This window comes from Paraburkholderia nodosa (assembly GCF_001718195.1).
In the GTDB taxonomy this organism is placed as follows: Bacteria; Pseudomonadota; Gammaproteobacteria; order Burkholderiales; family Burkholderiaceae; genus Paraburkholderia; species Paraburkholderia nodosa_A.
In genome coordinates, this window is sequence record NZ_MCNV01000001.1 from 239593 (window position 1) to 264119 (window position 24527).

The window sequence follows — 24527 nt, forward strand, 5'->3', positions numbered from 1 at the left end:
CTCGAGTCGCTTAGGCCGCCAGCACCGCCGGCGAAATCTCGAACGCCGCCACGGCCTCGGAAAGCTGGCGCGTCTGTTGATGCAGCGAAGCCGCGGCAGCCGCGGCCTCCTCCACGAGCGCCGCATTCTGCTGGGTCATCTGGTCCATCTGCGAGACGGCCTGATTCACCTGATCGATGCCCGTGCTCTGCTCGAGCGACGAGGCGCTGATACCCGCCATCATCTGCGTGGCGCGCGAAATCGAGTTCGACACCTCGCGCATCGACTCGCCCGCGCGCTCCACCAGCTCCGAGCCGCCGCGGATCTGCGAAACCGACTCGCTGATCAGCGTCTTGATCTCCTTGGCCGACTGCGCGCTGCGCTGCGCGAGCCCGCGCACCTCGCCCGCCACGACCGCGAAACCGCGGCCCTGCTCGCCTGCCCGCGCCGCTTCCACGGCCGCGTTGAGCGCGAGAATGTTGGTCTGGAACGCGATGCCGTCGATCACGCCGATGATTTCCGCGATCTTGTCCGAGCTTTGCGCGATGCCGCGCATGCGCTCGACCACCTCGCCCACCACGGCGCCGCCGCGTGCGGTCGCGTCGAGCGCCGCCTCGGCCAGCGCGTTCGCCTCGCGCGCGTTGTCGGCCGTGTTGCGCACCGTGCCCGTCAGTTCCTCCATGCTCGCCGCCGTCTGCTCCAGCGACGCCGCCTGCGATTCGGTGCGCGCCGAAAGATCGGCGTTGCCGGTGGCGATCTCGTCGGCGCCCACGTTGATCGAGCCCGCCGTTTCGCGCACGGTGTGGACCGTGCGCGCCAGGCTCGACTGCATCAGCGCAAGGCCCTGGAACAGCCGGCCGATCTCGTTCTCGCCGCGCGCGGCGATGCGCTCGTCGAGGCGCCCGCGCGCGATGCGCTCGAAATGGCGGCCCGCTTCCTCGAGCGGCTCCACTACGCCGCGGCGCAGCGCGAGGTGCACGCCGGTCGCGAGTGCGATCAGCAGGACCAGGATGACGATGCCGACGATCTGGAAGAGCGCGAGGCGCGCGTCGATCGAATCGAGCGACGCGCGGCTCGCCGCGGCGTTGAACTGCGCAAAGGCGTGCAGTTCGGCGAGATAGGCGTCCTGGTACGACTGCGTCGGCTGGTCGAGGAAGGCCTGCAGATTGTTGCCGTTGAGGTCGTCGATCAGCTCGCCGAGCGCCTTGCGGTACACCTGATAGCGCTCGCCGAGCGCGGCGACGCGCGCGCGATTGTCGTCGTTGATCGGCGGGACGGCCATGAGCGCCGCGAACGTGGTGTCGGCGGCGGCCAGCTGGTCGCGCGCGTGATTGACCATATCGGTCGGCACCGTGCCGCCGCGGACCATGCGCGTGCCCGCGCGCGAGAGATTGATACGGGCGTCCATCAACTGCTGGGTGATGACGTTGGCGGCGCTCGCCTGCCGCAACGCCACCTTCGAGAGGTCGGCCACGTCGTCGTGCGTGCGCGTAAGCGACCAGTAACCAAGTCCTGCGGTCACGAGCTGCAGTACACAGAACGCGACGAGGACACACAACAGGCCGGATGCGACCTTGATCTTGCTGAACATCGGGACACCTGGATGGCAGTGAATGAGTGAGGCGCGAGCATGTGATCGCTCGGGCCCGCACTGCGTTTACGGCCACGCAAACCCGATTTTTGAGCCCTAAACCGTGAAAAAATGCCCCAAAATGCGCAACGGATCATTTCGGCAATGGTTACACGGTCATTCCCTGCATTTCTCGCAACAATAGAATGCCGGCTGGACACTTACGGCATATCGGATGAGGCCGCCGTGCTGCATGCCGACAAAACCTGCCCGGCGACAACTTTCAAGGCGCTGAAGCAGATGAAGCCTTCTCGGCAAATGGAGGCTGTCGAGCTCATGTGTGGGCAGGGAAACTTCACGGCGGCCTTTGCGCGGGCGATTGTTGCTGCCACTCCGCCGGAGCAACTCGAAATTGATGCTGGTACTCGTGGGAAACCGGGCAACGAAGTGTCAGAGCAGCTCGCTCATCTCGACCGTGAACTCGCAACGCTTCAAACTGGTGTAGCACAGACCGATGAACGCCATGGCATCGAGCAGCTACATCTCACGGTGTCAGCCGCTTATATTGCAACACTCCTCAGCAATGAGGGCGTGAGCCGTTGGCTATATGAGCATCATCGCGACTTTGCTGCGCAATCGAAACCATCAGCCTGGAAGCTCGGAATGAACGCTTCAGGTCGGAATCGAGCGGACCACGGTCGAAAAATTTTCGCCGTATCGGAGAAAAGCGACCTGGTGTTTCCTCGCAAAGGTAACTTGCATCGCTGTGTTAGCGCCAGTCGTTCGGCGTGAGTCGAGCGACTGGGCTACTCTCTGGCCGCAATTCACTTGGGGCAGTGCGAGGCACGTACCCAGCCAAGTCACCTCTTTGGACGATTAGTACCACGGACGGGCGACGCAACCAGAGAATTATCAGGACTCGGAGACGGAGCTGACGTCCTTGACGCTTTAACGGTCCGCCCTCGAAGACGCTTTCCCTTGCCCCTCCGTAGAGCACTACAACTGCTTACAAATCTCACACTGGCCCGGTGCACCGCTGTGTCGATTGCGGCGTTCTTGCTGACACACCTCAACGGAGCGCGACATGAGCACCAATCTGAATTCCGGTTCACCGCAGCGTAGTCGCATTCATCCTTTGGTTGCCGGCGCAGCCGTGGCAGTCATCCTGGCCAGCGCTACAGGTATCGCGGCGATGACAGGCGTGCTTCCGGCATCCCGAGCTGTGACCGCTCCTCCGACGCAAGCTATTCCGGTCGCTGCACAAGTCGCGAGCACACCGGTCGCTTCACCGCAATCGAGCGCGGAGCAGCGCGTGACCAGGGAGGAAGCGCCCGCCCAGCCGCGCGTCCATCATCACCATAGCGTGCCAGTTGAGCAGCCCCCGCGGTATGCGAACAACGACACATATCAATCGTCGGCACAACCGGCTCCGAGACCAGTCGCCGTTGACCCGAACGCCGGAGAAGTCGTCGCCGTCAATACGGTCCAGGAACCCGAGCCGACAACGGGTCTCGGGGCCGTAGGCGGAGCGGTCGCCGGCGGTCTGTTGGGAAATCAGGTCGGCGGAGGGCGCGGTCGCGTTCTGGCAACGATTGCCGGCGCCGTCGGCGGTGGCCTTGCAGGCAATGGCATTGAGCATGCTGTTCGCAAGGCGACGAGTTACCAGGTGCAGGTCAGAATGCAGGACGGTAGCTACCGGAACTTCAACTATTCAACGCAGCCGCCGGTCCAGGTCGGCGAGCGCGTTCATGTCTCAGGTGACTCCCTGAGCGCGTCGTAATCAGCCTGTGTTAGCCTGGCGACCTGCGATTACCTGCTCAAGGATTGCATTCAGGGCGAGCACAACCAGATGGACGAACGGAAACGCGAAAGCATAGTGGCCTATCTTCGGCGCAGGATGGCTGAGCTCGAAATCGACCCAGAGGATGTCGCCGCTTCTATCGCCGCGGACCAAGAACGACTGCGCGCGGCAAAGTACCGCGACGCCTTTGGAAATACCTGGGACGGCAAGGGCAATACCCCTCAGTGGGTCGTGCAGGCGACGAGCGCGGGCCAATCGCTCGAGCATTTTGCAATCCGTGTGCCAGCAGAACCACAATCGGGCAAGCGCGCTGACGTGGACTGGCGACGGGACCCGTTTGCTGGTACCAGACTGGCCACGGTCCGGCCCGAGCCACTTCACGCGTAAGAACTGTGCGTAGCGTCTCGTGCGAGGTGGCTTCGGAGCACGCTCATCGTTCAGAGAGGAAATCGGTGGTCTCGAAGAGCTCTTCCAGCTTCCTCTTGAGTGGACGCTCACGCATCCAAACTTCATTGGTCGCGATCTGCACGGAGTGTTTCACTGTCGACCCGTTGGCTATTCGACGTTGACGACGTCTGAGCAGCGATGGGAGCCCGGCGTAATAGCGATGTGCTTCGCAATGGTCGAGGATTGCCCGCAGAGGTCGGTCACCTTGAGCTTGGAAAGGTCGAAGACGAACTTTTTCCCCTTCCTTGTCACCAGAATCTCGCCAGCGCTCGTGGAGAAAGACTGAACGCCCGGTGCAGTGTCAGACACCGTCGCTACATTGGAGTCGACAGAGCACGAGTTGATGCTCTCCTCGGCCGGAGTGCCTGCCGTGTAGCTGAACTTGCTCACCTTCTCGTCGTCGACGGTCACATGCAGGTAATGGCTAACGATATTCCGGTCCGCCGTGCATCGGTACGTGACAGGTTTGGCCTGGCTCGTGCCAACGGCGGACGCAAGTGCCGGGACCGCCACGGCGAGGGTCGAGACAGTCCTCTGTATCAGGATTCGGGTCATTTTTGAATCGCTTCCCGCTCGCGCGTGGGCGGGGTGTCTGCGATTTCACGCAGTCAGCAGGCGAATAATCTTCCGTTGATTTGCTGACGCGCCCGGAAATCTACTTCCGTACGCAGCGTGCCCTTGCTGACTGAACTCACCTAGACCTCAGGCTTTACGTTCGAACTCCCACAGCGCCGGCTGTGGTCGGTACGCGCCATTCCGGTCGGGTGCGAAGACATCCGGCATCGCATCCCCCTGATTTACCAGCACACCAGGTACGTTGTGGCCTTGTGCTTTCCAAACGCCGGTTTCCGGACACGTCTGCCCCGTTCGTACCGTCATTGGTCCACTATCCCGGCGTATTGGCGCGCCGTCTTCCGCTGCATCGAAGTTGCGCGCGAAATCAGCGAGGTCCTTCGGATACAGCAGATGGTCGCGGAAAGAGCTGTCGTCCAGCTGCAGCAGAAATGCGACCGCTGCCGCCTCAACTGCCCAGTAGCCGACGTAGGTACCCTTGCCATTCTTCTGGGCTTCCAGATGTCCGTCGTGCCATGGAGCTGCGGCCATTCCCGGATACCAGGCTTCGAGGTATTCCGTCATGTCGTCGACAGATTCCTTCTTCGTCTCGCGATAGAGACTGAACACGAGGGGCCGATACGGCACGTCGTGATACCAGCTATCTACGTTGATTCGACCATCGAGTTCGTAAGCCAGCAGGTCCTCATACAACGTGTCCTTCCCCCGATAGGAGGGGTCAAACATCTCGACGATGCGCGGCAGCAGGTCACGTCGATGCAGCAGGTAGCAAAAGCCGATGAGCTGCATCGCCGTTTCATATTCGCCAATTTCTTCAAAGACCAATGGCGGTTCGCCGGCATCCTGTCGATTCAGCCGTTGAGCTTTCGCGTACCGTTCAAAGGCCTCGAGAACCGGCTCAAGTTCACCACGCAGCAGCTTGAGGTCCGCTCCACCTGTATACAGGAGTAGGAAGCGTCGATAGACATCGGAAACGAGGTAGCGCTGCGTCAGCGCCTTCCGCTCGTTCTCATTGCTGCCGGTTGGCGCAGTATTTTCGGACCAGTACGCGATGCCGTCATCAAGGAGGTCCAAACGCCACTTGAAGTAGTCCTCGCCAAGAAAGCGTTGCCGCCGTGTCGAATCGAAGTCTTCGTTCATATCCATAATCTCTTAGCCCTAGGCTATCTTATCCTGCTCGCTTTCAGCTTGACCGCTTCTTCAACCTCTCCCTCCTTGTAGTGATGGGTGAAGGGAAGGTCGTGGTCAGCATGGTCGTGTTCAGCGCCCGTCGTGAGCGCTTCGACGTGTTGCACGGCGGACGGAAGGTAGAACGGGACGTACAGCAGATGTCGCGAGTACCCGGACCTCAAAATCGTGTTGACCAGGCCTTGGTCCGAAACGGCTCCGGAGAGTTTGGCTTCAATCCACTCGTGACTCATCTGGACCCGGGCGATTTTTGCACTGCTCGGTGCGGTCGCGGTGGTCTTGTCCTTCGGCGTTGTGTCCGCTGTCGACGGTGCAGCGTCGGCTTGCTGCTTTCTCGCAGGACTGCTCTCATTTGCGGAGCCACCCAGTGTTGGTTTTCCACCGCCAGATGCGGGCTTACCGCCGCCAGGCTTGCCGCCACCTTTGGTCGGCAACGCTGGTCCCGCGTCGTCCGGCGGCTCAAGCAGGTCCTGAGCAGGAGGGCGCACCGCCTCCTTAATCGTTCCGAGTTTGCTGGCGATATTGTGCTTCGCGTTCGGGTCTTGCAGCTTTCGCGTTGTCGTCGACGATTTCATTTCGACGATGGCGAAGTCCTTCATCTGGTTGCTAAACGGGGCGGCACGCCAAACACCGTCGATGCCGTGACCACGTGCCTTGAGGTCAAAGAGCTTGTTCAGCTTGCCCTTATCGTTGAGCTTGCCCATAACCCGCAGCCCTGGCTGCTCACTCCACTTGCCGCTCAGGCCCTTGTCGTGGTCCTTCCAGCCATTTCCCCATTTAAGCTTTTCATAGCAGTAGTAGTCGCCGATGTGCTCACCCAGAATGCCCGTGATATTCGTTGTGATGTCGGTGACGGCGAGCTTGGCATTGACGACGCCGCGCGAGGGCGTCGGCACAGGTCGGTCCTGGCCTGCTTTGGCTTCTTGGCCCTTTGCACCTGGCTTGTCAGTCGTTCGGTGCTCCTCGAGCGTGCTGATGGCTGACGAGTTCGGCTGCTTCTTGCGCCAGTGAAGCAGCTTGCGCTGGACGAACTGCGCGAGCCAGTATGGCAGATTCATTTCGACGAAGCCCAGCGCCTGCATGAACGTGGTTTGAACACTCGTAGGCATCTCGCGATACAGCCAGGACTTCTGAATATGTTCACGAGCCTCCGTGAGGTACGTCTTGACGCCCGTTGCATCGAACAGCTTGTCGATGAGCGCATCCGGGCTGGTCTGGATGTGCGCACGCTGAAGCACCAGACGCAGAATGTCGAACAGCAGCGGGCCATATATTTCGGACTTGTGGTTGACCAGTCGAAACGTCCGCTTGACTCCGGCGCCGACGACAGGAACCCAGCCCACGACGGCGAATACCAGGTCGATGCCGGCCTCGATTTTCGTTATCTCGTCCACACTTTCGCGAGCGTTCCAGACGGTCCAGACGCTTTCCGTCGTGTCGTAGACGTTCTGCGCGACGTAGAAAAGCGGGAAGGCGTTAGACGCCATCGACAGCCCAATCTCCTTGGCCGCATCTTCGATTGCCTGCTGGTCGTCTGCGTTCATGTCACGTCCGGTCGGCCAGAGAATTTGTTGAACAGGCTGAAGAGGTTTTCGTCCGTGATGCCGTCATGGCCGCCTGCGTGGAGTTCCTTGAGGATGTCTTTCTGCTCAAGCGCCTTCGCAGCCTGCACGGGCTGCGGCGTGAAGGGTCGCGCATCTTCTCCGAAAAAGACCTTGGCCGGCCCGTCGGGCACGTCCCGAAGCAGGGCATGCCCGTTGCCGTCGAGCTTGCCCGCCATCGTCGTGCCGTTTTCGAACGCCACCTTGTAGGGCGCATTGGGCACCGCCTTCAGGTTGTCGTCCATCAGGTTGAGCTCGAGCTTGTTGTGGAGGTCGCCCTTCGGCAATGTGGGCAGGTCGTAGGGACTGCTCGTGGGGCCGTTGAACGCATGCTGCGCACCCTTGATGTCTATCTGCCCGGGAGCATGAATCTCGATGTTGCCATCGTGGATGCGGATGTACGCGCCCCCGGCGGTCAGCAGGACGCCCTGGCTCGCAGCCACTTCCACGTTTTCGGAGGCCGACAGCACCTTCACTGTCTTCTGCGCGGTCAGCTCGATGTTGTCCGAGTGCGCGCGAATTTCGACCTTGCCCTTCGCGGCAAAGAGCTTCATTCCGGCGTTCTGGACGAAGAGGCTGATTTTGTCGGTCACGCTCGCAAGCAGCGACTTGCCAGTGGCGATGTGCGTGCTTTGACCGCTGACCAGGGTGAGCTGCTCGTCCGCGCTCATGTGCAATGATTGCTGCGTCGAGACGCCGATTCCCGCTGGGCTCGCCGCCAGGAGAATGGGCTCCTTGAACGCATTGGCCGAACCAGTGCCGCCGCCGGCTGTGCGCCCGCTGCTTGCCTGGCCCTGGGCGCTATCAGTCGACGCTGCGGTGAAGGCTTTGAGCGCGTCCTGGCCTGCTTGCAGGCTTTCGGCCTGATGCGTCGTGTTCGCGCTGTTGAGCGAATCGAGAAGGTTGCCCGCACCTGACAACTGCCCTCGTGCGGCGCTTACGTCAAGTTGCTGCGCGTTCGTGCCTGCGGCTGTGTGAGTCGAGAGGAACAGCCCGCGGTTCGCGCGCAGCGCGCCGTACGCGTCAGTGCGCAACTCGAATCCGCTGCCGAGATAGCTGCCGCGCGTGTTGCCGTCCTGGGCGATGAGGTAGCCCATGTGGAGCATGGAGTTGCCAGGGGACGACAGCAATTGCAGCCGATTCTGCGCGGTCGCGTCGTCCATCACGAGCTGGTTGAAGCCGCCCGCGCCACCGTATTCGCGCGACCGAAAGCCGGAGAGGATGCCATTCGAGTGCCAATGCGGCTGCGTCGCGCCGTTATAGACGCGCCCTGTCGCGAGGGGCCGGTCGCAATCACCGCCGACCCAGTCGATGGTCACTTCTTCGCCGATGCGGGGCACGTGGACGCTACCATAGCCGCTTCCCGTGTCCGAGAACGCGGCGCGCACCCAGCACGTCGCGGCGGACGCCTCACGTCGGTCCCAGTGCATGCGCACGAGGATGCGGTTGAGCGAATCGGTGTAGACCTCTTCGTTCTCCGGGCCCGTCACCGTTGCCGTCTGAAGGTGCATGACCGGCTTGCGGTGTTCGAACGGGCTGCGAAACGGAACCTTCAGTCGCTGCGCCTCGACCTCGACGAGAAAGAAGCCATCGCTGCCATCGCCGACGGAATCTTCGACCGAGAACGCAGCTGCGCACTGCTCATACGTAGCGCGAACCGCCGCCAGACGTTCAGAGAGGCTATGCGGGAACGCGTGAGTCTCGCTAACCGGGATATTGTTCCGGATATACCACGAGGCTTCAATGACCGCGAACTTCCGGTCCTCGCCGTCGTCCTGTTCGTGCGCGGGATGGTTGTCCAGCGAGAACCAGCGGCCGACGTCGATGCTGCGCAGGCCTCCGACGCCAAAAAAGCGCTTCGCGCGCGACTCCCACTCTTCCAGCTTGAGCTTGGTGAGCTTGTCGCCACGGTCGCTTTCCTGCCAGCTATAGGCGCCTGTGTATTCGTAGACCTCCGCCTGTTCCGGCAGGTCGCCTTGATTCGCGACAGTCGGAAACGAAGTCTCCTTGGTGGTACCAGGATTCTTGTAGTCAAAGGTGCGCGAGCTGTAGCTCGTGCTTTGAAGCGTGCGCGTGCCGGACCACTGCACAAGCGCTTCCGTCTGGCTGGGGCTGCCGGCACGGTAGAAGTCGACCTCCTGGGGCGACATGGCCTTGAGCGAATAGAGGTCATCGGTCACGACAAGCGTGTGCGACTTACCATCGTCGGCATGCTCGAAGTAGTAGAACCAGCCTTCGGACTCGAGCAACCGGTGCACGAAAGTCCAGTCGTCCTCGTACTGAACGCAGAATGACCGAACCGGCGATGCATTTTGAATGTCAAACCGGAACGCCCCGGCCGCCTGCGGATGCATCTGAAAAACAGATTCGAGGATAGCCTCTACTGACTTGTCCTGGAAAATCTGCGCGTCCTTGCGGAACTTGAGGAAATGCAGCCATGAGGAGTAGCCCAGTTGGTAACTCGTCAGCTCCCCGTCGGCGCCAAGCCGCCGCGCGGTATGGACGTAGCCATGCTGCGGGCGATAGGACTTGTCGGCACGCTGAAGCCAGAGCGTGACCGGTTGCGCAACAAGGGACTTCAGCTCAAGCGAACCGTTCGTCGATACAGCGTCGATGACGTATTCGAAGTTGCGGCCAAGCCGTGAGGTACCCATCACGGTCTGCGGCAATAGCGCATTCGCCCCCGCCGGGGAATCGAGTTTTACGAGCCGGTCAGTCTGAAATAATGCAGACTGCATAAATGAGATAATGTCCTGCGCTCCCATTTAGATTTTCCTTGTCGGGGCATCCCTTAAAGTCGACCGAAATCATAAGGGGATTTTTCCGGCTCGACAATTCCGTCTGATTGAAGCCCTCGACATTTAACATTCCCTGATGAAAACGTCATGACTGCCGTGCTCACTCTGGGTGCCACGCGATGACTGGCGGCCCTGAGCGGCCTTGGCGTTCTCCTTTTGATATTCCTCAGCAGTCGAGTTGGGGCATACGGCGGTACGCCGGCGTATCGGTCCTCGTGAAAAAAATCGCCACTGGCGAGTCGTTTGATGACGCATCTCGCGGGCGTTTCAGAAAATCTATGATGAGCAATTTCGTCATTAGCGGCCGCCTCTCTTGAATAATCGCGCGGAGGCGCAACTATCTCCGTACTTTGCAAGTCCATCACACAGCCATAATCTAACTCCCAGGAACTGGACCGTGCGCCTGATTTTCCGAATTGGCCTAATCTTGCTGTCAGTACTCGCCGCGCTAGTTGTTGCGGGAACAGGCTACGAAGCGCTCCAGCGGTACCTCGCGGCGAAGAACCATCAACCGCCGGGTGAGATGGTGAACATCGGCGACCGGCGCATACAGCTCAACTGCACTGGCAATGGCTCTCCGACGGTGGTGTTCGAATCCGGCTTGGGCATTAGCGGTTCGCTGGACTGGTCGGCCGTCCAGCCATCCGTTTCGAAGGTCACCCGCGCCTGCCTGTTCATATAGTCGCGCAGGAATCATGTGGAGCGACCGCAGCTCAGAAGCACAAGATGCCAAATCGGTTGCTGAAGATTTGCATCGCGCATTGCAGGTCGCTGGGGAACGCGCCCCCTTCGTGCTAGTCGGTCAATCGCTCGGTAGCGCTTACATCATGACTTATACAAGGAGCTATCGCGTTGCAGAGAACGTTGGACGTTCCACACGGAAGACGTTAATCTGGAAGCACTTCATGAACAGTCTGACCACCGTCAAGGAGCTGGCACATGGAAGTGAGCACCGAAGCGCTTGTTGAGATGCTGTGTGAAGTCGAGGCAGAAGACCCAATCGACTATGCGGACCTACCGTTCGGCGAACAGGAGCTACGACGCCTTGTCATGTGCTCGCTGGTAGAACGGCACCACGTTGTAGAGGCGGCGATGTCGGACTCGGACCTCCATGCGATGTACCTGCTGAGCACCGCGAAGCTTGTTCTCGAGAACACGGTGCTCCACGCTCGTCTGCTTTTGCTTCAGGGACAACAGGTCGACATTCAGTCGCTCCTCGCTCCGTTCACCCTCAAGGGCAAAAAATAACGAGGCGGAATGCGTACCGAGAGAAGAGCTCGTTTTGTCTCCTCCTCAGTACGCAGCCAAGGCACCGCCTTCGCAAACCTAGCTGTGCAGAAACCGGTGCACGGCCCGTCAAACGCAGTATGCGAAGCCTGCCGCGAATACGCTAGTCCGAGGTCGTCTCTTGAGCCCTGAGTTCAATCCATGTTGGCTGGTGCCTGACGCTCGCAAGAAACACGGCGAGGTCACCACGGGCTATAGATGCCGTCACATCGCTTTCCCGCGGCGCGAGACCTGGATAAAAAATGGCCCACCGGTAGTGGGCCTAGTCCATTCCACGTGATACATGGAGGAGACGCTTGAAAAGCGAGTATCGCCAGCGTACGCATCTCCTACACGCGAACGCCTGCTGACCAGCTGACGTTTAAGTCAGCCACTGTTTGATGTTGGCCGCCATGACATTTGTCGAAATGCCATAGCGGTCGTGGAGCGTCGGCAGTGCACCGGCGTCGAGAAACTCGTCGGGCAGCGCGACCTGTTTGAACGTACACGAAACGCCGGCGCTCAAGAGCGTGGTTGCGACAGCTTCACCCAAACCGCCTATAACCGTATGGTTCTCAGCGACGACGACCATGCGCCCCGTCCGCTTCGACTCGCGGATGATGGTCTCCGTGTCGAGCGGCTTGATGGTCGGAACGTGCAGCACTGCAACGTCCACCTTGTCCGACGCCAGCGCTTTCGCAGTTTCCAGCGCACGCATTGTCATGATGCCCGACGAGATGATGAGGACGTCGTTGCCATCGCGCAGCATCTTGGCTTTGCCGAGTTCGAACTTATAGTTGTACTCGTCGAGCACCGCGGGCACGTTGCCACGCAGAAGGCGCGCATAGACCGGACCCTTATGCGCCGCGATGGCCGGTACCATCTGTTCAATGTCGAGCGCATCGCACGGGTCAATTACCGTCATGTTTGGCATTGCGCGCATGAGCGCAAGGTCTTCAGCGGCCTGGTGGCTCGGGCCGTACCCGGTCGTCAGGCCTGGCAGCGCGCAGATGATTTTGACGTCGAGGTTGTCCTCGGCGATGGTCTGATGAATAAAATCATACGCTCGACGCGTCGCGAACACGGCGTAGGTGGTGACGAACGGCTGCGCTCCTTCGTGGGCGAAGCCGGCGGCAGCGCCCATCAGAAGCTGTTCCGCCATGCCCATCTGGTAGTACCGGTCCGGGAACTCTTTTGCGAAGACATGGAGGTCGGTGTACTTGCCCAGGTCGGCCGTCATGCCAATGACATTCGTCTTCGCGCGAGCCAATTCGACAAGTGCATGCCCGAACGGCGCAGAGCGTGTCACCTGGCCTTCGCCGGCGATGGACGCAATCATCGCCGAGGTCTTCAGACGAGGCTTTTTATCGACGACCGAGTTCATGCTTTGCTCCCTGCAAAAGTTTCATCAAGTGCATCCAGCGCCAGCTTCCATTCATGAGCGTCCACCCGGATGAAATGGTTCTTCTCCCGTTGCTCGAGGAACGGTACGCCGCAGCCCATCTTCGTGTCGCACACGACGATTCGCGGCTTTGCCTCCTTCAGGTTTCGAGCGTTGTCGAATGCCGCCTTCACGGCATTGATGTCGTTCCCGTTCACGCGTTGCACGTACCAGCCGAACGCTTCGAGCTTCGGAACGAGCGGCTCGAAGGCCATGATTTGCGTCGACGGGCCGTCGGCCTGCTGGTTATTGACGTCGACCATCGCAATCAGGTTGTCCAGCTTCCAGTGCGCTGCCGAGAGGAGACCTTCCCAGATGGCTCCTTCGTCAAGTTCGCCGTCGGAGAAGAGCGTGTACACGAACGATTTAGAGCCTTTGCGCTTGAGTCCGAGACACCGGCCCACGGCAATCGTTAGCCCCTGGCCGAGCGACCCACCGGACATCTCCATCCCCGGGGTGTAGCTCGCCATTCCGGACATGGGCAGACGGCTGTCGTCGCTGCCGTAGGTCTCCAGTTCTTCTTCGGGAAGAATGCCCGCTTCGAACAATGCAGCGTAGAGCGCGATTGCGTAATGACCATTCGACAACAGGAATCGGTCCCGGTCCTCCCAGTCTGGCTCCGCCGCGCGGTAGTTCATCGCGCCGAAATATGAAACGGCCAGAACGTCAGCGATGTCGAGCGCTTGGCCGATATAACCCTGGCCCTGTACTTCGCCCATTAGCAAAGCGTTACGGCGGATGCGGTATGCGCGCTCAGCGAGCGACACATCCTCGATGACGGTTGTACTCATTTACTCGTCTCCTGGAAAGAGTGCGTTCAGCGATTGACAGTCTTTGCGGGCACGAAGAACACCAGAACCGCGCCCAGAACGACAGCCGTCGAAATGAAGATGAGGCCTGCTGTCGCGTGGCCGGTGAAGTCATTTAGCCATCCGACAATGGCGGGCGAGAAAAAGCCGGCCAGATTCGCGAAACAGTTGACCGCGGCAATTCCGGCCGCAGCGGACATACCGCTGAGAACAGCAGTAGGAAGCGCCCAAAACAATGACGACGACGCGAGGATGCCGGCAGCAGCGATGCTCACGCAGATAATCGAGGGACCCACGCTTCCGAGCATCGGCAGTGTGGCGAAAGCGGCGGCAGAAACCAGCATCGGAATCGCCAGATGCAAACGGCGTTCGCGGCGCTTATCGGCGCTACTTCCGAGTAACGGCAACGCGATGATGGCGCAAATGTACGGAATCGCGGTCAGGACACCAACCCACAGCGGGTCCGCGACACCTGTGCGACGGATGATTGTCGGCAGCCAGAAGGTGAGGCCGTATTGACCGAGAACTACACAGAAGTAGATTCCAGCCATTAGCCAGAGACGACGGTCGCGGACAAACGCACGGATGGACACGTGCTCGGTGGCCGCCGTACGGTCGCTTTCCACGTTGCGCTTGAGAAGTGCCTTTTCGTCATCGGACAGCCATTTCGCACTGGCGATTCCGTTGTCGAGATACAGAAAAATTGCGATGCCAAGGAGCAACGACGGGAGTGCCTCCAGCATGAAAAGCCATTTCCATCCTGCAAGTCCCTGGGCTCCCTGGAAGGAATGCATAATCCAGCCGGAAAGCGGGCCACCGAGGATGCCAGCCATTGGAATCGCCATGAAAAACATCGAGAGCGCTTTTGCGCGCCGGGCGGCCGGGAACCAGTAGGTCATGTACAGAATCACGCCCGGCGCGAACCCCGCTTCCGCGACGCCGAGCAGGAAGCGCAGTACATAAAACGTGGTCGGCGTCTTCACAAACAAAAAGCTTGCGGAAATCACCGCCCAGGTCAGCATGATGCGCGCGAGCCAATTTCGCGCGCCGACTTTGTGCAGAATGAGATTGCTCGGGACTTCGAAGAGGAAGTAGCCCAGAAAGAAAATGCCTGCACCGATGCCATAAATGGTTTCAGAGAAGCGCAGGTCGTTGAGCATCTGCAGCTTTGCAAAGCCCACGTTCACCCGGTCGAGATACGCGCCGAGGTAACAAAGCATCAGAAAGGGAATGAGGCGACGGGCGACTCTTGCGTAAGTTCGCGCCTCAAAGTCTGATGAGTCGCTCGAAGCCGAGAGGTCTGCACCGATTCCCGGTGTGGCCAGTCTGGATTTCATGGGTTGTCTCCTGTCATCTGAGCTCGTCACGGTGACGGGCTCAGCGCCATGTCTCTGTGCCGCTTTGGCGGCAAGACGCCCCGGCTAGGCCAAGTGCGTCGTATGTTTATGCAATGTCGGAAGCGAAAGAGGGCACGTCACTTCAATGAATCAGCATGCCGCCGTTGACGTCGAGAGTGATGCCGGTCAGATAGGTGGAGAGGTCGCTTGCCAGGAACAGGCAGGCATTGGCGATGTCGTTTGCCTCGCCGAGACGCCCCAGTGGGATGCCCTTGATGATGTCTGCGCGCATCTCAGGGGTCAGCTTGTCGCCCGTGATGTCCGTCTGGATAAGGCCGGGCGTAATGGAATTGACGCGGATATGGTCGCCACCGAATTCACGAGCCATCGCCTTGGCAAGCCCGAGAACGCCAGCTTTCGCTGCGCTGTAGTGCGGGCCGCCGAAAATGCCGCCGCCGCGTTGCGCGGAAACGGAAGACATGCAAACGATGCTGCCACGCTGCTGCTTCTTCATGTGCGGGATGACGGCCTGTGACATATACAGCGTCCCCAGCAGGCTCACGCCGACGACTGCGTCGAAGTTGTTCTTCGAGATTTCGAGTGTCTTGATGGGCTGCGTAATCCCGGCGTTGTTTATCAACGCGTCGATTCGGCCGTATTTAGCAGCGACTGCATCTGCTGCGGCGACGCAGGCTTCCTTGTCGGTGACGTCGCACGCCAGACCGAGATGACCTTCCCCGAGGTCACGCGCAGCGCTTTCCGCGTCCGCCAGGTTCAGGTCCAGAATTGCAATGCGCGCGCCGTGTGCTGCCATCGCCTTTGCCGTCGCTTTACCGATGCCGCGTGCCGATGCCGCGCCCGTGACGATAACGACTTGATTCCCGAGCAACATGTGGGTGTCTCCATTGATGAACTAGGTGTAGGCGAAGTTTGTCCGCCGGCGAACCTTGCATCAACGCAGTTCCCCTCAACCATAGCTGAGAAATTTTCAGCCCCCAGGGTTATCCCTGCGAGCCCACCTTGCAGCGTTCAATTTCCTCTTCAATCCAGGTCAAAAATTTTGCAACTCGGGGCAATTCGGCGTTCTGGCTAGGGTAAACGAGATGATGTGCGCCAACCTCGACCGAATGGCTATTGTCGAAGACCTGCACAAGTGCGCCGTCCTTTATCTTTTGCGAAGCCATCATCACGCTTTCCAGAGCAATTCCGAGCCCTAGCGAAGCTGTCTCGATGGACATGTAGGAACGGTCGAACGAGAAGTCGAACGTCTTGTTCGCACCAGCAACCCCGGCCCGCCCAAACCATTGCCGCCACTGAACGAGAGGCGTCTCCGAATAGACCAGCCGCTGGGCCAGCAGGTCATCTGGAGTCTTCACCGGATGCCGCTCGAGATAGGCCGGCGACGCCAGCGGGGCAATGAATTCGCCCCGGACCGTGCGCACTTCAAGGTTGCTCCATTCTCCATAGCCATGACGAATGTCGATGTCGTAATACCCGTTCGAAAACGATACGTTCTCGTATGAGCAGGCGACGTTCAACTGAACGTCGCCATTTGCTTCCTGAAACGAGGATAGCCGCGGCAATAGCCACATCAGGCCGAAACTCGGGCTCGAATGCACGCGCAGGATGTCGACTTCCTTCTGGCTCGAGGCACGCTCAGTTGCCCGGCTGAGGTCTGCCAGCGACCCCGTCACATCGGCAAGATATCGCTCCCCGGTCGGTGTCAGGACGAGACCACGACCTGTCCGTTGAAACAGGGATTGGCCAATCATTGATTCGAGGTTGCTTAACTGATGGCTGACGGCCGACGCCGTAAGGTCAAGCTCTTCCGCTGCCCGGTTGACGCTCTTCGTGCGTGCAATGCTCTCGAAAGCAATGATGGCCTTCAACGGAGGAATTCGCATGGTCAAATTTTTTTCAGTCGCGATTGAACAAAACTGCATTGCCTTCGGACGGTGGTCGCTGCCATCCTCGACATCAACGATACGGACAGGAAAACAGTTGAAATGTTACCCCGTGTCAGGTCACCCAGTGGCCTAAAACATTGCCTCATATAAATATGGCGCGGTGCAGCAACCGCACAGGAGACGTAGATGAATACCCTGAATTCCCCTCCCAGCGAGCGATGCGTCTGTCGCTACGTGGTCGCCCCCAGCTAAGGAGCGCGACCGGCACTGAGTTCGGCTCGCTGCATTTGTAGCCACTCAGTTAAGCCTCCGAAATTTGTCACTCACTGCAGGCGGCTCTCGCAACCTGCGGTTGGAGCCGTTCGTTCGCTGTTTTCGCGACGGAGATGCGCAATGTCCGAACAACCTACGTTGTTGCTAGCGAAGTCAATCGTCAAAAGCTTCGGGGCTACCAGCGTCCTCAAGCGCTTCGACCTGTCTGTCCGTCCAGGAGAGGTACACGCGTTCCTTGGTGGGAACGGAGCCGGGAAGTCGACGTTCATCAAGATTATCTCTGGCCAGCATCAACGGGACGGGGGCACGCTTCAATTCGCCGGACGCGACCTCGGTGGTTCCTCAGCATCGCCCGCTGACACAGGGGAGATTGCGGTTGTGAACCAGGAGCTGGCACTGCTGCCGCATCTGTCGGTCGCGGAAAATATCGCCATGCCCCGGATGCAACGCGCGCTCGGGACCTATAGCGAGCGAGCATCACGTGCTCTCGCGATTGATGCTCTATCGCTGATTGACCCGCAGTTCGCACGGGAATCGGTTAGCCGTCTGGTGGGTGAGCTATCGCTTCACGAGCGACAGCTCGTCGAAATCGCTCGAGCACTCCGCTCTGGCGCGAGGCTGCTACTGCTTGACGAGCCGACAGCGAACCTCACTGCTGCCGAGACTGGGCGTCTTTTTGCGGTCATTCGAAGGCTGGTAGCGGAGACAAGTCTTGCCGTCCTGTTCGTATCTCATCGCATGCGCGAGATACGTCAGATTGCTGACGTTTGCACCATCATTCGCGACGGAAAAACAGCCGTCGACCGTGCGCCTCTAAATGCCATCACGGACCGCGAAATCGTCGACTATATGGGGCAATCCGTCGAGCCTGACCAACAAACCGAGGTCAGCCTGGAAGTTGCATCGGATTTGCGGGAAGGTCACGACACAAGTCACGACAACCGTGGCACCGCGCAAAGGCCCATCATTGTCCGCCTCGACGATATCGAGCTCGAAATACGTCCGGGGGCCATTGTGGGACTCGCGGGCGCTCCGACCGGTCCTCTGGCGCTCATTGAGGCCCTAACGGGACTCGGCCCAAAATCTCGATGGGATATCGAGCGCGCTGGCAAACCGGTCAAGCATCGCGGGCCGTCAGGCGCGGCTCGCGCCGGGGTCGGCTATATATCTGGCGACCGCGCAAATAAGGGCATTCTCGCAACGCTTCCAATCATCGACAACCTGATGGCAGCGCGGCGCATCGTCGAGCGAAAAAAGATAGCTCGTGACGAAGAGCTTCGGCAGGGGCAAGCCCTCCTCGACGCGCTCAAGATACGTGCTGGTTCCCTATGGCACCTCCCTTCAACTTTGAGCGGTGGCACGCAGCAAAAAATCCTCGTTGCGCGCTGGCTGAATCTGAAACCGAAACTGCTGGTGCTCGAGGAACCCACGCGCGGAGTCGACATTCGGACAAAGCGGGAAATCTACGCACTCGTTCGCAAGCTCGCCAGACAGGGCACGGCAGTCGTCTGGTGGTCGACTGAGTACCTGGAACTGGTCGAACTTTGTGACACGGTGCTCGCATTTGACCTTTCCGGGCGGCCGACCGGCATTCTTCGTCACACAGACGTTAGTGAAGAGAGCCTTGCTAGCGCTACAGGAATGGCCGCCTGAAACATTGAACGTTTCGGACATCGAAGATTAAGTCAGGAGACAAAACATGAAAGCAGTGACGCATTCAATACGGAGCGGCTCGAAGGATTCTGGCGGTGGTATCCGGCGCATATTGTCGACCTATCGTACCGAAATTGCTATCGCGATTGCCATTGTTGTCATCGAACTTGCTGTCGGCATGGTCGTTCCGGCTGCGCTATCGATGGGAAACTTAGCGAACGTTACCCAGGCTGCGGCACCGCTCGTCATCATGGCGTTCGGTGTACTCCTCGTGATTATCACGGGTGGTATCGACCTGTCAGTCGGCTCAGTCTTTTCCCTGACAGGCATGGTCACCGGTCTCGCGATGTCACATGGCTATGGCGCCGTCGTCAGCAGCATCGCAGGCCTGGCTGTCGGTTTCATCATCGGTTCGATTAATGGCGCACTCGTGACCTTCGTAGGTCTCGCGCCATTCGTCGTAACGCTTAGTACGTATGCCATCGCTGGAAGTCTGTCGTTCATCGTCACCGACGGCCACTCGCTTCCTATCAACGACCCGAACTATTGGATTCTCAATTCTGGGACGTTGATTCCTGGCGTCATGAATTACGTGCTGTGGTGCGCGCTGCTGCTGATTGCTATTGAGTTCTGCCTGCGCAAGGTTGTAGCAGGGAGATGGCTCTATGCGGTGGGTAGCAGCAGCTCTTCCGCTCGTGTCATCGGTATCCCTGTCAACCGCGTTCGTCTGTCCGCCTACGTAATTTCTGGGTTGCTTGCGTCTTTCGCGGGCATCGTGAGCATCTCGTATATCAGCAATGCAGAGGCAACGGCGGGGTCCGCCCTGATGCTTCAGGCAATCGCGGCGGTGGTCATCGGGGGCGCAAGCCTCTTCGGTGGCACCGGGTCCGCAATCGGTGCACTCCTCGGCGCGCTGATGATAACGATTATCCAGAACGGCGCGAATCTCATTGGCGTGAACAGTTTCTGGCAAGGCACCGTGACAGGTGTCGTGATTCTCATCGCGGTGCTTGTCGACCGCGTCACCAAAGCACGGCGATAAGCCGGCGGCACAACACTCAGCAAGGAGACAATGATGAACGTCTTTCGACTCGCCAAATTTCACCACCTTGGGAAGCCGTTGACCACGATGGCTGTCTGTAGCGCGCTGGCTTGCGTCGCGATGGCATCACAGTCGGCGCTCGCGCAGGCCAAACAGACGGTTGCGTACATCGCACCGTCCTTGGACATTTCGTACTGGCAATGGGTCGCGTACGGAGTGAAAGAGCGCGCGAAAGAACTGGGCATGAACTACGTGGAATTCACCTCCGAGAATTCTCCTGCCAAGCAGATGGACAACGTAAAGACGGCGCTGACGCGAGGCGTCTCCGCTATTGTCATGGGGCCCGTCAGTTCGACGAGCACGCCTCCGGTATTGAGGCTGCTAAAGGAAAAGTCTGTCCCCATCGCGTTTGCTGGCATCGGTCCACAGGCTGGACAGACCGACTATACGTCGGCGGTCACCGCCAATAATTATGAAACCGGCAAGGCACAGGGCTCGTATGTCTGCAAGCTGGCGAAGGAGCGCGGCGGTAACAAAATTGCGATGCTGTCGCTTCCGCAAGACCGCGAGAACGCGCAAAAATATATGAAGGGCGCAAAGGAATCGTTTGCTGCGGACGGTTGCGACCTGGTTCAGGTCCTTGAGACCCACGGTCTGACCGTCAACGAGGCTGTTTCGCAGGCGAACGACATTCTGACCGCCCACCCCGACGTTAGGGCCATCTACGGGATGTACGATGAGGCGGCGACGGGCGCGGCCAAAGCGCTTCAAACGCGGGGACTCACAGGTAAGGTTGCCGTTGTGACGGCGGATGGAAGCCCGACCACCATCAAGCTGTTGCGTGATGGTGCCGTCCAGGGAATTTTCCTGCAGGAAGCCGTTGGCCAGGGTATCGACGCCACCACTCAGGTGAACAACGCTTTAAACAAGAAGCCAACGACTCAGGAGCTGGCGCTTAAAGAGCCGCTCGTTACGAAGGAAACGATTGACCAGCCCACCACCCAGGCTACTGTGAAGCGCGTGTATCCGCCGTCGGCCGGCAGCTACTAAGCGCATTTGCTCGTGCGACAGCCGCCTGTGGACGAACGGGCGGCCACGTGCCTTGATTCAAACGTATTCGGAGACATTGTGGACAACCTTCCCATCATTGACCCGCATCATCATCTTTACGACTTGAAGAACGGCGACTATCCGTGGCTTCAGGGGCCCATGCTTGAGCGCGTTTTCGGTGATTACTCGGCGATTCGTGAGGACTATCTGATTGGAAACTTTCTGGCCGACATCAAGAACCAGAATGTCGTCAAGACGGTCCACCTGCAGGTCGAATATGACCATAATGACCCGGTGGCGGAAACGCGGTGGCTCCAGGGCGTGGCAGACAAGCACGGTTATCCGCACGGAATCGTCGCCTTTGCAGACTTGTCGTCACCGAAGGTCCAGGAGGTCATGGAGGCACATCTCGAATATCCGAACGTGCGCGGAATCCGACAGTGTCTTAACTTCCATCGTGACCCAGTCAAGACGTTCATTGACAGTCCGCACCTCATGAGCGACCCGCAATGGCGAGCGGGCTACTCCCTCTTGCGACGCTACAACCTGTCCTTCGATTTGCAACTGTACTGCACGCAGATGGAAGAAGCGACGGCGCTGGCCCAGGCTTATCCCGATACTCCTGTCATTCTCAACCATACTGGCATGCCGGTGGACCGTATGCCCGCCGAAGTCGAAGGCTGGAGAAAAGGGATGAGGATGCTGGCATCCGCGCCAAACGTTTCGTGCAAGATTTCGGGGCTCGGGATGGCGGACTGGAAGTGGACAGTCGACAGCATTCGGCCGTTTGTTCTCGATGCAATCGATGCATTCGGCGTCGAGCGATGCATGTTCGCGAGTAACTTTCCTGTCGACAAGTTGTTCAGCAGTTACGATGCGGTCTTTGATGCCTTCAAGGCAATTACGAAGGACTTCTCTGAATCCGAGCGTCGTGCACTGTTCCACGACAATGCAGAGCGCGTCTATCGACTCTGATGGGCTACCGAGCATCTTTGGGGCGCGGTTTGCTGGCTCGCTGTCCTGGCACAGCCATCCGAGTCATCATGACCGGGTTTATGGTCGGCACCGCAGCAATAGTTTCGTGCCATGCTTCGCGCCCCAGTATATGCAAGACCAAAATAGGTGCGTGACGCGAAGAGCGCATGCAGTTCACGCGGTCGACGAGCTTGTGGACACCTAGACTCGTGGCAGCAGACTTTAACCGCAAGCTGTGCAACTGCAGGCGTGAGCCCGGCCGTTTTGTCCAAATAGTGTAAGTTTGTGTAATTGACGGCGGCAAGCCATTTAAATGAAGCTCGTGTCCTGAGCAAGGTGAGAAACGCTCTCCGACCGAGCGTTCATCGTGTCGAAGACGCGTACCCCGGGCGGGATATGCTTGCGCGGGCACCAAACCGAGGAACACAAACGGCCCAGCGAACCAGCGCAGCGGCGAAGACTGCGTTCATACGGGGGGAACCAGGACGCAAATGTTTCTCAACGTCGTCAAGTGCAAGTTTTAGAATTAAATCCCTAATAGTTGTTCACGCAACTACATCGGTTGCACGCGCGACGTAATACACTCTGACTATTGTTCAAGACACTTTCGCAATCAGTTTTGGAAGAGTTCGGATTGAGCAGAACGGACTTCCGTGGCCTTCTCCTCGCGGTCCGCTTGCGGGGGTGCCTGCACTGGCGGCACAAACAGGTATTTTCCGCAGACGGTCCACAGAACTAGAGCCGTCCAGCATGGTGCCCCGTAAAGTTTCGCCGTTCCTGGCCGATAAATGGATTCGTGAGGCAGCAAGGCGTCTTGCTTAACGTGCCTTCCTAACATGCACATGGGCGCCGCGCATCCATCCGGGATGCAAGCGAAGACCAAGAATACAGAGAGATAAAGATGGGGAATTCGGCTGCTCGCCGCTCGCCCGATTTGCGAGCAGATTCGCGGTCGTCAAGTCTTGCCAGCCACCCTGCGGACGTCTGGCACCTATTGCTAGCGTTCATGGTAACAACGCTCACCTGTCTCGCCAGCGGAGCGCTCAAAACCATGGCGGGAGAAATCGCGCCAATATGGCTAACCAACGCGGTGCTGCTGTCACAACTGATGGTTGCACCGCCTCGGCGACGGTATTCGGTTTTCGCCGGCGGTGTGCTTGGCAATCTGGCTGCCAATCTTTACGTGGGCGAGAGTTTCGGCGTATCTGCGTCCTATTCGTCTGCCGACATCGTTGAGGTACTTATCGCCCTTGCCTTTGCACCACGCATCTCGACCGTTTCCGAGATGGTTCGGGCGAGGCCGCTGACGAGATTTGTGGCGGGCGGCGTACTGTTTGCGCCTGCGGTGTCGGGCGTCCTTGCGATGACGCTACTGCATGGACGACTAAGTGGGCGGCTGCTGCCTGACCTCGCCAACTGGTTTATTTCGGATGCCCTGAGTCTCGCCATCTTCACGCCTGCCGCGCTTGTTTTCTGGACTGGTGACGTGGCTCATTTGCTGCGCGCCGACCAGCGCCGCAAGACTGCGTTCCTGTTACTGGTGGTTTGCATTGCCACGGTAGGCGTGTTCGGCCAAAGCCGTTTTCCGCTCCTGTATTGGGCGCTCCCGCCCATTGTCCTGCTCGCATTTCAGGCAGACCTCGCAGGTGTCATGGTTGGCCTGCTTCTGTGCCTCGCAATCGCCGTCTCTTTCACCCTGCGCGGAACGGGCCCACTATGGGTCTTCCCCTATGAAACGATGCAAGGTCGTATCTTCGGCCTGCAGCTTTTCCTCGTCGCCGCATTGGGCATCGCTTTGCCCATCACCGCCACCCAGGCCCAGCGCAACCGGCTCTTCATGATGCTGCGTGACGGCGAACGTCGATATCGGGTGCTCGCCGAAAACGCGACTGATATCGTCATGAGTCTCGGGTTGGACGGCAGGCTGACCTACGTGTCCCCGCGTATCACCTCATTGTTGGGGCACTCGCCCGAGCACCTCACCGGTACACACCTGACCGACCTGGCGTTAGCCGATGACCGCGATGCGCTCGCAGCGGCCATAGCGAAAGTAGCCTCGGGTGAGGTCGAAGCTTCTGAAACCAGTCGCCTCCGACACATGAACGGTAGCGTTCTATGGATGGAGGCCCACCTGCGCTGCGTAATCGAACCGTTCTCGGGAAAGCCCGATTCTCTGACCGCTACGGTCAGAGACATCACTGAACGAACGCTATTGGAGAAACGTGCCGCTGAAGAAAGAGCCGAGTTACGCGGCCTCGCCTTCCGGGATGGACTGACTGGACTGTTCAATCGGCGCCATTTCGACCGCGAGCTGGCGCATCACTGGCAACAGGAGTCGCGTGCCGACAAGCGGGGATATCTGGCCGTCATCATGACGGACGTTGACGCGTACAAGAGCTATAACGACTTCTACGGCCATCAACGCGGCGATGAATGCCTGCGCATCGTTGCCGGAACAATTGCATCGTCGGCCGCGCGCTTTACTGACACCGTAGCGCGATATGGCGGCGAAGAATTTGCGTTGATATTGCGCGACACCGACCGGGATGGCGCACTAGTCGTAGCCGAGCGAATCCGACAGGCGGTAGAAAGCCTCCGTCTTCCGCACCGGGGGAGCAATTCCGGGATTGTTACCATCAGCCTCGGTGTCGCCGTCCTCCACACGAGCGATGGTCACGACCCGACGCTCCTGGTGGCTGCAGCGGACCGGGCGCTCTATGCCGCCAAACGACAAGGTCGCAATTGCACATGCGTGGCAGATGGAGTTGACGAGGCGTCGGTAGACATCTAGCTTGCTCGAATACGCAGACAATCGTT

Annotated in this window: 20 protein-coding genes; 10 read left to right on the forward strand and 10 right to left on the reverse strand. The window is 59.2% G+C overall.

Going from position 1 to position 24527, the window contains the following annotated elements; all coding sequences use genetic code 11:
* Nucleotides 1-10: 10 nt before the first annotated feature.
* Entirely contained in the window at nt 11-1570 is a 1560-nt protein-coding gene (locus tag BFD71_RS00985) for a methyl-accepting chemotaxis protein (RefSeq protein ID WP_069261421.1), read from the reverse strand.
* A gap of 111 nt (nt 1571-1681) precedes the next feature.
* Here BFD71_RS00985 and BFD71_RS38770 point away from each other — a divergent pair, with 111 nt between their 5' ends.
* The 3 genes from BFD71_RS38770 to BFD71_RS00995 all read left to right on the forward strand — a co-directional run bounded on the left by BFD71_RS38770 (nt 1682) and on the right by BFD71_RS00995 (nt 3737).
* Nucleotides 1682-2341: a plasmid partitioning protein RepB C-terminal domain-containing protein gene (locus tag BFD71_RS38770; protein WP_083244981.1), complete on the forward strand. Its 660-nt coding sequence runs from the start codon at nt 1682-1684 to the stop codon at nt 2339-2341.
* Between the two features lie 292 nt (nt 2342-2633).
* Nucleotides 2634-3329 carry a glycine zipper 2TM domain-containing protein gene (locus BFD71_RS38775; RefSeq protein ID WP_083244982.1) on the forward strand — a complete coding sequence of 232 codons (696 nt, stop codon included), beginning with the start codon at nt 2634-2636 and terminating at the stop codon, nt 3327-3329.
* A 69-nt stretch (nt 3330-3398) separates the two neighbouring features.
* Nucleotides 3399-3737, forward strand: coding sequence for an H-NS histone family protein (locus BFD71_RS00995; RefSeq protein ID WP_069261423.1), 339 nt, complete (start codon nt 3399-3401; stop codon nt 3735-3737).
* Nucleotides 3738-3905: 168 nt separating this feature from the next.
* Here BFD71_RS00995 and BFD71_RS01000 read toward each other — a convergent pair whose 3' ends face one another.
* The 4 genes from BFD71_RS01000 to BFD71_RS01015 all read right to left on the reverse strand — a co-directional run bounded on the left by BFD71_RS01000 (nt 3906) and on the right by BFD71_RS01015 (nt 9924).
* Nucleotides 3906-4352, reverse strand: a complete 447-nt coding sequence (locus BFD71_RS01000; protein ID WP_069261424.1) for a hypothetical protein — start codon at nt 4350-4352, stop codon at nt 3906-3908.
* A 147-nt stretch (nt 4353-4499) separates the two neighbouring features.
* Complete coding sequence (locus BFD71_RS01005; protein ID WP_069261845.1) at nt 4500-5510, reverse strand: PoNe immunity protein domain-containing protein; 1011 nt, start codon at nt 5508-5510, stop codon at nt 4500-4502.
* Between the two features lie 23 nt (nt 5511-5533).
* Nucleotides 5534-7102 carry a hypothetical protein gene (locus tag BFD71_RS01010; RefSeq protein WP_069261425.1) on the reverse strand — a complete coding sequence of 523 codons (1569 nt, stop codon included), beginning with the start codon at nt 7100-7102 and terminating at the stop codon, nt 5534-5536.
* On the reverse strand, nt 7099-9924 hold the full coding sequence (locus BFD71_RS01015; RefSeq protein WP_069261426.1) for a type VI secretion system Vgr family protein: 2826 nt from the start codon (nt 9922-9924) through the stop codon (nt 7099-7101). Before BFD71_RS01015 ends, BFD71_RS01010 begins: the two co-directional genes overlap by 4 nt.
* A 430-nt stretch (nt 9925-10354) precedes the next feature.
* On the opposite strand from BFD71_RS01015, the gene BFD71_RS01020 reads away from it, so the two are divergent.
* The gene (locus BFD71_RS01020; RefSeq protein ID WP_069261427.1) at nt 10355-10639 is read left to right on the forward strand and encodes a hypothetical protein; all 285 of its coding nucleotides are present in this window, start codon (nt 10355-10357) and stop codon (nt 10637-10639) included.
* Nucleotides 10640-10896: 257 nt separating this feature from the next.
* Entirely contained in the window at nt 10897-11205 is a 309-nt protein-coding gene (locus BFD71_RS01025) for a hypothetical protein (protein ID WP_069261428.1), read from the forward strand.
* Nucleotides 11206-11605: 400 nt separating this feature from the next.
* On the opposite strand, the gene BFD71_RS01030 is transcribed toward BFD71_RS01025, so the two are convergent.
* From BFD71_RS01030 to BFD71_RS01050, 5 genes are all read right to left on the reverse strand, one after another.
* Nucleotides 11606-12607 carry a transketolase family protein gene (locus tag BFD71_RS01030; protein ID WP_069261429.1) on the reverse strand — a complete coding sequence of 334 codons (1002 nt, stop codon included), beginning with the start codon at nt 12605-12607 and terminating at the stop codon, nt 11606-11608.
* The gene (locus BFD71_RS01035; protein WP_069261430.1) at nt 12604-13455 is read right to left on the reverse strand and encodes a transketolase; all 852 of its coding nucleotides are present in this window, start codon (nt 13453-13455) and stop codon (nt 12604-12606) included. Before BFD71_RS01035 ends, BFD71_RS01030 begins: the two co-directional genes overlap by 4 nt.
* 26 nt (nt 13456-13481) lie before the next feature.
* Nucleotides 13482-14810: an MFS transporter gene (locus tag BFD71_RS01040; protein WP_069261431.1), complete on the reverse strand. Its 1329-nt coding sequence runs from the start codon at nt 14808-14810 to the stop codon at nt 13482-13484.
* Nucleotides 14811-14952: 142 nt separating this feature from the next.
* A complete protein-coding gene (locus BFD71_RS01045; RefSeq protein ID WP_069261432.1) occupies nt 14953-15702 on the reverse strand; it encodes an SDR family NAD(P)-dependent oxidoreductase in 750 nt (249 codons plus the stop codon).
* A 109-nt stretch (nt 15703-15811) separates the two neighbouring features.
* Nucleotides 15812-16714, reverse strand: a complete 903-nt coding sequence (locus BFD71_RS01050; RefSeq protein ID WP_069261846.1) for a LysR substrate-binding domain-containing protein — start codon at nt 16712-16714, stop codon at nt 15812-15814.
* Nucleotides 16715-17110: 396 nt separating this feature from the next.
* On the opposite strand from BFD71_RS01050, the gene BFD71_RS01055 reads away from it, so the two are divergent.
* The 5 genes from BFD71_RS01055 to BFD71_RS38780 all read left to right on the forward strand — a co-directional run bounded on the left by BFD71_RS01055 (nt 17111) and on the right by BFD71_RS38780 (nt 24501).
* The gene (locus BFD71_RS01055; RefSeq protein WP_069261433.1) at nt 17111-18643 is read left to right on the forward strand and encodes a sugar ABC transporter ATP-binding protein; all 1533 of its coding nucleotides are present in this window, start codon (nt 17111-17113) and stop codon (nt 18641-18643) included.
* Nucleotides 18644-18689: 46 nt separating this feature from the next.
* Nucleotides 18690-19685 carry an ABC transporter permease gene (locus tag BFD71_RS01060; protein WP_069261434.1) on the forward strand — a complete coding sequence of 332 codons (996 nt, stop codon included), beginning with the start codon at nt 18690-18692 and terminating at the stop codon, nt 19683-19685.
* 30 nt (nt 19686-19715) lie between these two features.
* A complete protein-coding gene (locus BFD71_RS01065) occupies nt 19716-20735 on the forward strand; it encodes a substrate-binding domain-containing protein (protein ID WP_256094444.1) in 1020 nt (339 codons plus the stop codon).
* Nucleotides 20736-20813: 78 nt separating this feature from the next.
* On the forward strand, nt 20814-21710 hold the full coding sequence (locus BFD71_RS01070) for an amidohydrolase family protein (RefSeq protein WP_069261435.1): 897 nt from the start codon (nt 20814-20816) through the stop codon (nt 21708-21710).
* Between the two features lie 1006 nt (nt 21711-22716).
* Nucleotides 22717-24501 (forward strand): sensor domain-containing diguanylate cyclase, encoded by a 1785-nt coding sequence (locus tag BFD71_RS38780; RefSeq protein ID WP_176732802.1) that lies wholly within the window; start codon nt 22717-22719, stop codon nt 24499-24501.
* Nucleotides 24502-24527 lie beyond the last annotated feature (26 nt).